Source organism: Burkholderia sp. COPS, assembly GCF_019425585.1.
Classification (GTDB): Bacteria; Pseudomonadota; Gammaproteobacteria; order Burkholderiales; family Burkholderiaceae; genus Burkholderia; species Burkholderia cepacia.
This window is the reverse complement of sequence record NZ_WIXR01000014.1, coordinates 144,841-157,281: the sequence shown is the minus strand read 5'-3', so window position 1 is coordinate 157,281 and position 12,441 is coordinate 144,841. Positions and strand designations below refer to the sequence as shown.

Sequence of the window (12,441 nt, the reverse complement as noted above, 5' to 3'; positions counted from 1 at the left end):
AATCGCGGCAAATCAGGCGCCGATGAGCGCGGACGCCGGCCGTGTTTCCGGGGCCGGATCGGCCGGATGGCCGGGCTGCGGCGGTCGGGATGCCGGTGTGTCGCGTCGAAAGGAATATGAAAGACGCCGGCGTAAAGCCCGGATGCCCGCGAGCGTCAGATATTCCACGACTGGGCGGTATCGAGCAGCTTCTCGCGCAACTGGTCGACTTCGCCGGCCAGCTTGGCCGTGATCGACACGTAGCCGGACAGCTGCGGCGGCGGTGCGTCGTGCGCTGGCTCGGCCGGCCGGCGGCGCGGCGCGAGCCGGCTCGGCGTGCCGAACTTGAGCGCGCGGCTCGCGCCCACCAGCGTATCGCGGATGCGCCGGTTCACGGCCTTCATGTCGACGCGCATGTATTCGCGGGCCGCGAGGTCGTCGCGGGCCGGCACCGCGCTCGACAGGATCTCCAGGTAGCCGATGCACAGGCGCAGGCTGCGCTGGATCGCCTCGAGCTGCGTCATCGACGTCTCGCATTCCTTCGACACCGACGGCATCAGCGAGCGCAACTGCACGAGCAGCGCGCTCAGCGCGGCCATTTCCTTCAGGTGCGCGTCGTCGCTCACCTGGCGGTCGCCCGCGACCCGCGCATGCACGGCCGCGCACGCGCGCAGCGCGTCGGCGAGCTTGTAGCGCCACGAATAGGTCGCATAGAGCGGCAGCGCGAACGAGAACGCCAGCGCGATCGCGATGCCGATCAGCACGTTCACCGCGCGCCACAGGCCGTCGACGATCTCGTTGTCGCCGTGCCCGGCGACGATCACCATCGTGATCGCCGACAGCAGCGCGATGTAGCCGGCCTTGCCGATCGCGTGATACGCGCAGACGCCGCACGCGAGCGCCATCAGCAGGTAGATCGCGATCGGCGCGTGCGCGGCGGAATACAGCAGGATCAGCCCGAGCCCCGCGAGCGCGCCGATCGACGTGCCGAGCGCGCGCTCGGCCGCCTTCTTGCGGATGTTGCCGTGATGCTGCAGCCCGCCGACGACGATCAGCACGGTAATCGTCGACCATTCGCCGTGCGGCACGTTCAGGCCGGTGGACAGCGCGATCGACACGAGAATCGCGAGCGCGACGCGCGCCGCATGGATCAGCTTCGCGTGCCGGTAGCGGCGGTACGGGTCGAGCAGCGGGCGGAGCGCGTTGCGCAGGAGCGGCGGCAGCCGGGCAGGGAACGGGGTGGTCATGGCGGAGCTGGAGTGGCCGGAACGCGCATCGCGGCCTGCGCGGGCAGGCGCCGCGCCGCGTGCGCAGCAGACGTAACGCTAGCCGAACGCGGCAGGGCTGTCCACGGGCGCGGTCGTCCGGCGGGGCCGGCCGCCGCGCGGCTTCGCGTCACGTCAGCGCGCTGTCATGCGTCCGCGGTGCCCGGCTGCGCTTCCAGCACGCGGTTGCGTCCGCCGGACTTCGCCCGGTACAGCGCCTCGTCGGCACGCTGCAGCAGCGTCGCGGCATTCAGGCGGCCGTCGGCCGCGGTCGCCGCGCCGATGCTCGCCGTGACACGTCCGTACGGGCTTTTCACGTGCTCGATGCCGAGCTCCGCGATCGCGCGCCGGATACCTTCGGCGACGGTCACCGCGCCTTGCGCATCGGTGTCGGGCAGCGTGACGACGAATTCCTCGCCGCCGTAGCGCGCGACGTGATCGCTGTCGCGACGCAGGCAGCGCGACGCGGTTTGCGCGACGCGCCGCAGCACGTCGTCGCCGGCCGGATGGCCGTAGTAGTCGTTGAACGCCTTGAAGTGATCGACGTCGACGAACAGCACCGACAGCGGGCGGCCGCTGCGTGACGCACGCTGCGCCTCCTTCGTGAGCACCGTGTCGAACGTGCCGCGGTTGTCGAGGCCCGTCAGCGCATCGGTGTGCGCGAGCCGGTACAGCTTCGATTCGGCGACCTGCCTGCGCTTCAGTTCGCGCGACAGCGCCAGCGACCCCCACGCGATGAACCCGGTGAACAGGCACATCAGCACGACGGTCCAGATCGCGCGGTGGTGCCACGACGCGTAGATGTCGACCTCGGCGGGCGCGACGTCGACGATCAGCGGCAGGCCGGCAAGATGCTTGTAAACATAGACGCGCCGCACGCCGTCGATGCTGCCGACGCCCGACAGCACGCCTTCCCGCCTGCGCAGCGCCTCGATGAACAGCGGCGACCCGCGCAGGTCGATGCCGACCACGCGCGCGTCGTAGGGCAGGCGGCTCACGAGCGTGCCGTTGAGCTCGGCGATGGCCGCGCTCCCGTGCTTGCCGACCGCGAGGCCGTCGAGCAGCGCGCGGAAGTAGTCGATGCTGAGCGTGCCGACGACGATGCCGCCGAACGAGCCGTCGGGCAGCGTGATCCGGCGGCTGAGCGCGATCGTCAGCGCGCCGCCGCGCAGCCGGGATGCGTACGGCCGGCTGATATAGAGGCCCTGCGCGACATCGTTGCGGTGCACGGCGAAATAGTCGCGATCCGCAAAGTTGCCTTGCCGCGCGGGCGATGCGCTCGAATCGATCACGATATTGCCGTGCGCATCCATCACGAACAGCGACCCGAGATATTCGCCGGTGGCGGCGCGGTCGAACAGCAGCCGATGGCGCTGGCGGGGCGGCAATGTGGTCAGTTCCGGATCGGCCACGCCGTCGAGGACGTTCTGTAGCGACAAATCGTAGAGCTCGATATTGCGCGCGATATCGCGTTCGATCAGCAGCATCAGGTTGCGTGCATTTTCGACCGCATGGTCATATGCATCGCGTCGCGCCTCGATTAAAAGCGCCGTGGAAAGCCCCCAGCTGAACATCAGCAGCAAAATCCCCGCAACGAGCACGCCGCGGGGCGACAGAATGCGTGCCACGATCGACGCCGTATGGCGGCGCAGCGTGGCGGGCAGCGTGAATGACTTCATCCTCGAGGGCGGCGGGCGGCGGATATCGCGTCGTTGGCGATTCCGCTCGCTGTTGATTTCGAATCGGGCCGCATTATCTCGCGAATTCGCGGCATTCGTGTGCGCATGCAAAAGATGCATGCCCGGGCGGCGATTTGAAACGGTTACGCATCGTTACCGCTTTAGGTGCGGGTGATTTGATTTGAATCAATTGCCGATATCGGTCATTTTGTCTGAATAATCCCGTGATTACCCGGCGATTATGTGTGCCGCCGCGGTAGCTGGCGGATTGCGACAAGGTGGCGGAGAAACACCGTGGCAGCGGAAAACCGGATGACCACCCCGCGCGCATGGTTTTTTGCACCGGCGCGCGGCGACGGCCGGGCCGGCCCGGTCGCGACGCGGCCAACCCCTTGATTCTGCGAAATCTCCGGAGCGGCCGCGGGCGGCGGCACCTGAGCTCCCCCCGTGACGAATCAGGTAGAATCCGCGCTTCGCCGCAGGCGCCCGCCGCGCAACGCGTATCGGGGCCGCATCGAATGCATCGCAGGACGCGCCCCGCGCTCCGATTCCGCATGCGCCGGCTACGGATGCCGGCCCGCTCAACGTTCGTCTCGTTTATGTCCGCACTTCCGAAATCCGACCAACCCGGTTCGTCCGCGAACCCACCCAAGCTTCATCGCGCGCTGAAGGCGCGCCACCTGACGATGATCGCCATCGGCGGCTCGATCGGCACGGGCCTGTTCGTCGCGTCCGGCGCGTCGATCTCGCAGGCCGGCCCCGGCGGCGCGATGGTCGCGTACATGCTGATCGGCCTGATGGTCTACTTCCTGATGACGAGCCTCGGCGAAATGGCCGCGTTCATGCCGGTGTCGGGCTCGTTCGCGACCTACGGCGCGAAATACGTGGACGAGGGCTTCGGTTTCGCGCTCGGCTGGAACTACTGGTACAACTGGGCGGTGACGATCGCGGTGGAGCTCGTCGCCGCGCAGCTCGTGATGCATTACTGGTTTCCGGACGTGCCCGGCGTGTGGTGGAGCGCGGCGTTCCTCGGCGTGATGTTCCTGCTCAACGCGCTGACCGTGCGCGGCTTCGGGGAGGCCGAATACTGGTTCGCGCTGATCAAGGTCGTCACGGTGGTCGCGTTCATCGGCGTCGGCCTGCTGATGATCTTCGGCATTCTGAAGGGCGCGCCGAGCAACGGCTGGGGCAACCTGACGATCGGCGACGCCCCGTTCGCGGGCGGCCTGCCGGCGTTGATGGGCGTCGCGATGATCGCCGGCTTCTCGTTCCAGGGCACCGAGCTGATCGGCGTCGCGGCCGGCGAATCGGAAAACCCGCGCACGACGATCCCGCGCGCGGTGCGCCAGGTGTTCTGGCGGATCCTGCTGTTCTACGTGTTCGCGATCTTCGTGATCGGCGTGCTGATTCCCTACACCGACCCGAACCTGCTGAAGACGGACGTGACCGACATCGGCGTGAGCCCGTTCACGCTCGTGTTCCGCCACGCGGGCCTCGCATTCGCGGCCGGCGTGATGAACGCGGTGATCCTCACGGCCGTGCTGTCGGCCGGCAATTCGGGCATGTACGCGTCCACGCGGATGCTCTACAACCTCGCGACCGAAGGCCGTGCGCCGAGGATCTTCGCGAAGCTGTCGCGCGGCGGTGTGCCGCGCAACGCGCTGTACGCGACGACGGCCGTCGGCGCGCTGTGCTTCTTCACGTCGCTGTACGGCGACAAGACCGTGTACCTGTGGCTGCTGAACACGTCGGGGATGACGGGCTTCATCGCATGGCTCGGCATCGCGGTCAGCCACTACCGGTTCCGCAAGGGCTACGTGAAGCAGGGCTACGCGCTCGACCAGCTGCCGTACCAGTCGAAGTGGTTCCCGTTCGGCCCGCTGTTCGCGTTCGTGCTGTGCCTCGTGATCGCGCTCGGGCAGGACTATCAGGCGTTCCTCGCGAACCGGATCGACTGGGCCGGCGTGGCCGCGACCTATGTCGGCATTCCGCTGTTCCTCGTCGTGTGGCTCGGCTTCCGGTTCCTGAAGAAAAGCCGTTTCGTGCGCTACGAGGACATGGAAATCGCGCCGTGGATCGCCGCGAGCCGCGGCGCGCAGCGGCAGCCGGTGGCGAACCGCGAAACCGCGGGCTGACGCGGGCGCGGCGTACAGCCGCGCGGCATGCGATGAAACGGGAAGCCGCGCGCTTCCCGTTTTTTTTGCCCGGCTTTTGCCTGCACGGGGTCAAAGCCGGTTATATTGCCCGACCCTACCGGGCCATGGCCCGGCCGGCGCGGGGCGCGCAGCGCGGATCGGTATCCGGCGCGCGCGCGGTGCGGCGGCCGGCGAGATGCCCGGCGTTTTCATCGTTCCATCCGGGCCGATACGGCCCGCGGAGCGCGCAACCCAGAGGAATCCATGAGCGCATCACCCGCCGAGCGGAAGGCCGGACCCGTTTCCATCGTGCGAATCGAAGCCGCGATCAACGCGTGGCGCGAAGTGTACCCGCCGGCCCCCGACGGCGAGGACGGCTACGCGCTCGACGCCGGCAGCAATTGCCTCGCGGAACTGTACGGCACGATGATCTGCTACCAGCTGCCGGACGTGCCGCTCGACTCGCTGAGCGACGCACAGCGCGACGCGCTCTACGCGACCGAGGTGTGACGGACGGCGCGTGACGTCGCCATGCCGCGGCGTCGATCAGGCAACGGGAAGCTCGCGGGCTTCCCGTTTTGCTTTGGGCGGCGCCGGGCGGGGGCAGTGCGTGGCGGATTGCGCCGCCTGCGGTATCGTGACGACATCGTCCGGCCGGGGTTGACCGCCGGATCGCTGTCCGGGAGACATCGAACATGGAGTTGAGACACCTCCGCTACTTCGTCGCGGTTGCCGAAGAGCGGAATTTCACGCGGGCGGCCGAACGGCTGCATATCGCGCAGCCGCCGCTGAGCCGGCAGATCCAGCAGCTCGAGGAAGCGCTCGGCGTGCCGCTGTTCGAGCGCAACGCGCGGCCGCTGAAGCTGACCGACGCGGGGCGCTTCTTCTATTCGCACGCGGTGCAGCTGCTCGCCCAGACGACCGAGCTCGAATCGATGACGAAGCGGGTCGGCAAGATCGAACGCAGCATGTCGGTCGGCTTCGTCGGCTCGACGCTGTACGGGATGCTGCCGAAGATCATCCGGCGCTTTCGCAGCGAGTATCCGGCCGTCGAGCTGAGCCTGCACGAGATGTCGACGATGGACCAGATCAAGGCGCTGAAGGAAGGGCGCATCGACGTCGGGTTCGGGCGCATCCGCCACGAGGACCCGAGCGTGCGGCGCGTCGTGCTGCGCGAGGAGCGGATGATCGTCGCGCTGCCGGTCGGCCATGTGCTCGACAGCGCGAAGCCCGTGCTGTCGCTGCACGATCTCGTCAACGACACGCTGATCATCTTTCCGAAGGCGCCGCGCCCGAGTTATGCGGACCAGGTGCTCGCGGCCTTTCACGATCGCGCGCTGCAGCCGCGCAAGATCTACGAGACGCGCGAACTGCAGATCGCGCTCGGCCTCGTCGCGATGGGCGAGGGCGTGTCGGTGGTGCCGCACAGCGTGTACGGGCTGAAGCGCGACGACATCAGCTACAAGCCGCTCGACGATCCGAACCTCGTGTCGCCGATCATCATGAGCATGCGGATGCTCGACGAATCGGAGGACATCCGCGCGATGCAGGCGCTGATCTACCGGCTGTACGACGAGGCGCAGATGGAGTATCTGCCGCCGCAGCCCGAATGAACGCGCGGGCGGTGGGGGCTTGCTTGACGCTGGGCGCGGGCGCGGGCCAACATCGCCGGATCCGGCAAGGCCGCCGAGGCGCGGCCGCTTTCATGCAGACGACAGGCACATGACCGACATTCCGATCGAGGAGACAACCGTCGAGACGCCGCAAGGGCGCCTCTTCGTGAAACGCTGGCGCGGTGGCCCGGCGCAACGGGCAGCGGGTGCGGGCGAGCCGGCCGCGCCTGAGCCGGCCGCACCTAAGCCGGCCGCGCCGATCGTGCTGCTGCACGATTCGCTCGGCTGCGTCGACCTGTGGCGCGACTTCCCCGCGCAGCTCGCGAGCGTCACGCAGCGCGACGTGATCGCCTACGACCGCCTCGGTTTCGGCCGCTCGGACCGGTACCCGGGGAAACTCGGCACGACGTTCGTGCGCGACGAGGCCGACCATGCGTTCGCCGCATTGCTCGACCAACTCGATGTCGACGCGTTCGTCGCGTTGGGGCACAGCGTCGGCGGCGGGATGGCGGTCGGGTGTGCCGCCGCTTATCCGGCGCGTTGCCGTGCGCTCGTGACGATCGCCGCGCAGGCATTCGTCGAGGATCGCACGCTGGCCGGCATTCGCGATGCGGGGCAGCAGTTCGACGAACCGGGCCAGCTCGACCGGCTCGCGCGTTATCACGGCGACAAGGCCGAATGGGTGCTGCGCGCGTGGGTCGACACGTGGCTGTCGCCGGCGTTTCGCGACTGGAGTCTCGACGCGGATTTGCCGCGCGTGCAATGCGCGACGCTCGCGATTCACGGCGAAGACGACGAATACGGGTCCGACGTGCATCCGAAGCGGATCGCCGCGCGCGTCGCGGGGCCGTCGTCTTATCTGTTGCTCGGCCGGTGCGGGCACATGCCGCACCGCGAGCGGACCGACGACGTGCTCGACGCGGTGAAGGATTTCCTGACGCGGCATGGGGTGTGAGCGCAGGATGGTCGTGCGATGAGTTGTTGATCCGCCGTCCTGGCCTGAAAACAGAGGAATCGTTCGCGCCTGTGCAGTTGACCCGCGCGAGACCGACGAGGGGGACTGCATAAGACGACAACCATCGGGTTGAAACAAGAAATGGCGACCTCACGGACGCCGAGTTGAGTATGTGACCGCACTGTGTCGGTATTTTTTCTGAATCGATATTGAGCGGATGGTGTTTTTACCTTGCTGTGAGCAGTTAGGGCTAGATCTCTAATGGAAATGGGCCGGAGATGTCGCTCGAGCGTTTCTTTAAGAATCAACATGTAGTAAATTCCCAGTCTTTCCGGGGTGGTTCTGTGGCGGCACGTGAGGTCGGGGAACCATTTGTTCGCAGCAAAGTGCGGGCATGGGCGCGGGCGTATCCAATAAGAATGTCGAACGAGTGACGCATGAACATGATCGAACTGGCACAGGCCATTCGCGGTGGCCTGATTCAGCAAGACCGGCTGCTGAAATCTGAAATTCCGAGTCTACCCAGCAATACGTTATTACCCCGCAGGGCGGTTACCCATGTCGAATTAGGCCGGGATTTCGCCGTCGAGCTTGACATGGTATCAACGGCTGGCGACATCGAACTGAAGACGCTTATCGCACAACAGATGACGTTGTGGATTCAGCAAGAGGACAAATCTTATCTGCCGATCAACGGCTATATCCATACGGCCCGCCGATTGGGCGCCGATGGCGGCTTGACTGCCTATCAGTTGAGTTTCGCGTCGTGGATGCATTTCCTGAAGTTCCGCAGTGATATGCGGCATTGGCAGGACAAACCGGTCGACGAGATCGTCACGGATGTGTTCAACGCGCATCCTCAGGCGCAAGGGCAATTCCAGTTCGTGTTGTCCAAGCCGCTGCCATCGCGCTCATATTGCCGGCAAAGCGAAACGGACTGGAATTTCGTGCATCGGCTGCTGGAGTCCGAGGGGTTGTACGGCTTCTGGCGACAGGCGAACGACGGCAAGTCGCATACGTTCGTGATCGTCGACGATATCCACAATCTGGACAAGATGTCTCCGGAGACCGTGCGGTTCTACCGCTCAGGCGCGAATAGCGAGGCCAACGCGTTCACCCAGTGGTCCGGATCGCGCACGCTGCAAAGCGTGACCTACACGACCCGAACATTCGACTACAAGGCCCCCGCGTCGTCGTTCAGCCCGAAAGGCACGTCGTTGCCGTCGCGGCTGGATCAAGGCGACTTGCCCAGCCAGCTCGAGATCTATTCGTACACGGGCGCGTACACCTATTCGGATCAGGATCGTGGCGATCATTTGACCCAAATCCATCTTGAAGAATGGGAATCGCGCGCAAAGCGCTTCCATGGCGCGGGCGGTGTCCGTGGCATTGATGCTGGGCTTCGTTTCCGTCTGGAGAATCACCCCGAGCACGACAGCGATTCGGAGAGCCAACGGGAATTCGCTGCGATCAAGGTTTCCCGGTATATCGAGAATAATCTGCCGCTTTCCGGACAAGAAAAGAACTTTCCGCATAGCCTGAAGGGGCGGGTCGATGAAGCCATGGCCGGCTACTCGGGCGACGCGTCGCTCACGATTCGCCATTCCGACGGCAGCGAAGGTTTCTTCCTAGTACAGGTCGAAGCGCAGCGTGTCACGGTCCCGTACCGCAGTCCGTTTGAGCACACGAAGCCGGTGATGCATCTGGAGACGGCGATGGTGGTTGGACCAAAGGGTGAAGAGGTTTATACGGATGCGCTCAACCGGATCAAGATCCGGTTCATTTGGGATCGTCTCAACCCTGGCGACGAGAAGGCCTCTTGCTGGGTGCGCGTTGCGCAATCGGATACAGGCGGAGGGTACGGCGGTATTCACGTTCCGCGTGTCGGCGAAGAGGTCATCGTAGGGCATGTCGGGGGGGACTGTGATCGCCCAATTGTTTTGCATCGCGTATTCAATGGCGCCGTCCGGCCTCAGTGGCACAGCAACGGCATTCTGTCGGGTTACCGGACTAAGGAATACGCCGGGGCCGGCTTTAACGAACTAGCGTTGGACGACGCTACTGGACAAAACCGCGTTCGGCTGATGAGCAGCACCGGCAACAGCCTGTTGCATCTCGGGTACCTAGTTGAGCAGAGCGGCAATATGCGCGGCTCGTATCTCGGCAGCGGCTTTGACTTGAAGACGGACCATTACGGTGCTGTGCGAGCGAATCGTGGGCTTTACGTGAGCACACACTCGAAGGAAATGAGCAGCCAGGCATTGGATGCAGGCGAATCGCGAGGACAACTCGTGAACGCCGAGAGTCTGATGGAGACTTTATCGGATGCCAGTGTCCAGGCTCGCGCGGAAGGCACGAAAGAGGGGTATGGTGCGCTCAAGGCCTTCAGTGCTGCGATGGAGCAGAATACCGCCGGCGCTTCGACGGGCGGTCGAACTGCGGGTGGCGGAATGGGCAATGCAAATGGATTCTCGAAGCCGATATTGCTGATGGCGAGCCCGGCGGGCATTGCGTTGTCCACTCAACAGTCAACGCAAGTTGCAGCAGATCAGCACGTTAACCTCGTCAGCGGCGAAAGTACGCACGTTGTGGCCGGCAAATCCCTGCTTGCGACCATCGGTGAAAAGCTCAGTATCTTTGTTCAGAACGCTGGCATGAAGCTGTTTGCGGCCCACGGGAAGGTGGAACTCCAGGCGCAAGGAAATGCCATGGCACTCGCCGCCCTCAAGGACGTCACAATCACAAGCAGCAATGGAAGAGTAGTGCTGTCAGCTGAAAAGGAGATCTGGGTCGGAGCGGGCGGCTCATACATCAAGATCAGCGGTAGCGGGATCGAAAACGGCACGCCCGGGCAGATCCTGGAGAAGTGTGCATCGTGGGAAAAGACTGGCGCAGCAAGCGCAACGGTGCCCCTGCCTGTCATGCCAATAACGAAGCAGGAATCCGGCGACCAGCACTTTGTGCTTCGATCGCATGACGGTAAGCCCGTCCCGAATCAGAAATACCGAATGTCGATCGGCGATGACGTAATCGAAGGCACGACCGATGCGAGCGGAAAAACGCAAGTCGTGGAAGGCTACGTCGGACAGCCCGTCCACTTTGAAATCGTGGATGACGTCTACGACGAGCATTTCGTCGTGCGAGATGCTTTTGGCGAGCCGATCGCGAACATGCCCTATCAGATACGTGCGGAGGACGGTCGCCTCATCGAGGGCATGACCGATGACGAAGGCAAAACCTCATTGTTTACCAGCGAAAAGATCGTAAAAGTGGATTTGCTCTATAGGCCCGGCAATCATGATGACTATCCCGCAGACACCGGAGTGAACTAATGGATCCAGTTACATTGAGCTCATCCGCGACGAGTGATACGACCATCACAGCGGGCAAGGATTGCACGGCTGGCAGATTCATCACCGAAGACGAAGGTTGGAAAGTCGTGAACGTGGCGGCCACATGGGAAGGTACGCCATATCGCATGGTTGGCGCTGCGTCGGAAAAGTCCGTTCTCGGAGACTGTTCGGGGTCGACGAACAAGATTTATGTGGAGGCCGGATTTCCCTATCCATATCAGACGACTGCGTCATTTGCGGCTTTTGCGCGAACCACGAATCGCTTTCGTAAAATTGATCCGGCGAAACAGAAGTTGCAGGCGGGAGACGTGTTGCTCTGGGATGGCCATATGGCAATCTATGCGCCGTTTACGCCCGACAGCCCGAAATATGACGGAAACCTGTACAAGCGCGGGCAGAAAAAGTACAACAACATGTACACTGCGTTCAATGGCCGGACTCACCACCCATACGGGCCGTACAACATCGAAGTATTTCGGAGCGATCCGTACACGGTGTATCGATACTACATCCTACCGTCTGCCGACGATTGCAAATGATGAAGAGTGCGAAGCGATTTTTGATCGGGGCGATTATGACGATGGCGGCCACATGCACACAGGCCTTCGAGTTCGAAGATGCGGTGCCGCTGACGATCGGCGCGATACAGGGCAACGCCCGGCCATCTGACGTCGAGGTGTCGCTGGATGGGAAAACAGTCACCGTTTCCGCACGATTGAGTAATGAAACGCATGCTTTGGTGAAGAGGGGGTATTACGCATACACACCACTGTTTCACCGTCTTGGCGCTGGCGAGGAGAATTATGACAAAAGCTTTTCTGATTTGAAGGTGACCTTCGACGGAAAAGCGATTCCGCTCGTCACTGGGCGGCGCGCGTTTTTTCTCGGCAAGGACGTGACAGGCGAGGTAAGGGCGGCAGGCCTGGATCCGCTTCCGAGTGAAGAGAGCGATCTCGCGAAAGTTGCTCGAATTAAACCTCAGTTGGGAATGAAACTGAGCGATGGCCGCGATTGGGAAGGTTTCGTGTCGTACTCCTGGGTCATTCCAGTGCCGGCTGATTCGACGGGCGTATTGACCATCCGCTATCAGGCACTGCCGCAGTTCAGTCTCGATGAGGTGACGAGTGCGCGTTTTGCCCGTCTCGTCGAGCAGCACTGCGGCGACGTCGCGCAAGTGACACAAAGGCTGCACGCGATGGATGCGGGATCCGGACAGATTCTGGTTCAGCGATACGTGGTGCCCGTTTCCTTCATAAACAGGGCGCCGGTCAAAGTGAGCCTGTCGCAGCCAAGCCCCGACTGGATGGGCGGACGACCGTTGTTGTCGCTCACGTGCGGCTTGACCCCGCGCGACGGTGCGTCGCTTCCTGCAACAGGCCGGATCGACGATTCGGATGCGAATTTATCGATTCTGGTTATTTCGAGCCCGGCACGTTAACTATCGCTGCAAATCAAAAAATCG

The 12,441-nt window shown here is 63.6% G+C and carries 9 protein-coding genes; 7 read left to right on the top strand and 2 right to left on the bottom strand.

Translation table 11 applies throughout. The annotated features are described in order from the left end of the window. Positions 1-155: 155 nt before the first annotated feature. Entirely contained in the window at positions 156-1,226 is a 1,071-nt protein-coding gene (locus FOZ70_RS12795) for an FUSC family protein (protein ID WP_021157352.1), read from the bottom strand. A 164-nt stretch (positions 1,227-1,390) separates the two neighbouring features. Continuing rightward, a complete protein-coding gene (locus tag FOZ70_RS12790) occupies positions 1,391-2,923 on the bottom strand; it encodes a sensor domain-containing diguanylate cyclase (RefSeq protein ID WP_048022430.1) in 1,533 nt (510 codons plus the stop codon). Between the two features lie 599 nt (positions 2,924-3,522). Between FOZ70_RS12790 and FOZ70_RS12785 the strand changes: the two genes are divergently transcribed. From FOZ70_RS12785 to FOZ70_RS12755, 7 genes are all read left to right on the top strand, one after another. Next, entirely contained in the window at positions 3,523-5,058 is a 1,536-nt protein-coding gene (locus FOZ70_RS12785; RefSeq protein ID WP_042973318.1) for an amino acid permease, read from the top strand. A gap of 264 nt (positions 5,059-5,322) precedes the next feature. Next, positions 5,323-5,568: a DUF3717 domain-containing protein gene (locus tag FOZ70_RS12780; RefSeq protein ID WP_042973317.1), complete on the top strand. Its 246-nt coding sequence runs from the start codon at positions 5,323-5,325 to the stop codon at positions 5,566-5,568. Between the two features lie 185 nt (positions 5,569-5,753). Beyond that, positions 5,754-6,671, top strand: a complete 918-nt coding sequence (locus FOZ70_RS12775; protein WP_021157347.1) for a LysR family transcriptional regulator — start codon at positions 5,754-5,756, stop codon at positions 6,669-6,671. 109 nt (positions 6,672-6,780) lie between these two features. Next, positions 6,781-7,626, top strand: coding sequence for an alpha/beta hydrolase (locus FOZ70_RS12770; RefSeq protein ID WP_219705988.1), 846 nt, complete (start codon positions 6,781-6,783; stop codon positions 7,624-7,626). A gap of 437 nt (positions 7,627-8,063) precedes the next feature. Further along, positions 8,064-10,958, top strand: a complete 2,895-nt coding sequence (locus FOZ70_RS12765; protein ID WP_081057292.1) for a type VI secretion system Vgr family protein — start codon at positions 8,064-8,066, stop codon at positions 10,956-10,958. Beyond that, entirely contained in the window at positions 10,958-11,518 is a 561-nt protein-coding gene (locus FOZ70_RS12760; protein WP_046549398.1) for an NlpC/P60 family protein, read from the top strand. Before FOZ70_RS12765 ends, FOZ70_RS12760 begins: the two co-directional genes overlap by 1 nt. Continuing rightward, entirely contained in the window at positions 11,515-12,417 is a 903-nt protein-coding gene (locus FOZ70_RS12755) for a hypothetical protein (RefSeq protein ID WP_059622305.1), read from the top strand. The genes FOZ70_RS12760 and FOZ70_RS12755 overlap by 4 nt, the downstream gene beginning before the upstream one ends. Positions 12,418-12,441: the final 24 nt, after the last annotated feature.

Excerpts from the sequence above, each read along its gene's own strand:
- FOZ70_RS12795 (WP_021157352.1), bottom strand. The coding sequence starts at position 1,226 with ATGACCACCCCGTTCCCTGCCCGGCTGCCGCCGCTCCTGCGCAACGCG.
- FOZ70_RS12790 (WP_048022430.1), bottom strand. The coding sequence starts at position 2,923 with ATGAAGTCATTCACGCTGCCCGCCACGCTGCGCCGCCATACGGCGTCG.
- FOZ70_RS12785 (WP_042973318.1), top strand. The coding sequence starts at position 3,523 with ATGTCCGCACTTCCGAAATCCGACCAACCCGGTTCGTCCGCGAACCCA.
- FOZ70_RS12780 (WP_042973317.1), top strand. The coding sequence starts at position 5,323 with ATGAGCGCATCACCCGCCGAGCGGAAGGCCGGACCCGTTTCCATCGTG.
- FOZ70_RS12775 (WP_021157347.1), top strand. The coding sequence starts at position 5,754 with ATGGAGTTGAGACACCTCCGCTACTTCGTCGCGGTTGCCGAAGAGCGG.
- FOZ70_RS12770 (WP_219705988.1), top strand. The coding sequence starts at position 6,781 with ATGACCGACATTCCGATCGAGGAGACAACCGTCGAGACGCCGCAAGGG.
- FOZ70_RS12765 (WP_081057292.1), top strand. The coding sequence starts at position 8,064 with ATGAACATGATCGAACTGGCACAGGCCATTCGCGGTGGCCTGATTCAG.
- FOZ70_RS12760 (WP_046549398.1), top strand. The coding sequence starts at position 10,958 with ATGGATCCAGTTACATTGAGCTCATCCGCGACGAGTGATACGACCATC.
- FOZ70_RS12755 (WP_059622305.1), top strand. The coding sequence starts at position 11,515 with ATGATGAAGAGTGCGAAGCGATTTTTGATCGGGGCGATTATGACGATG.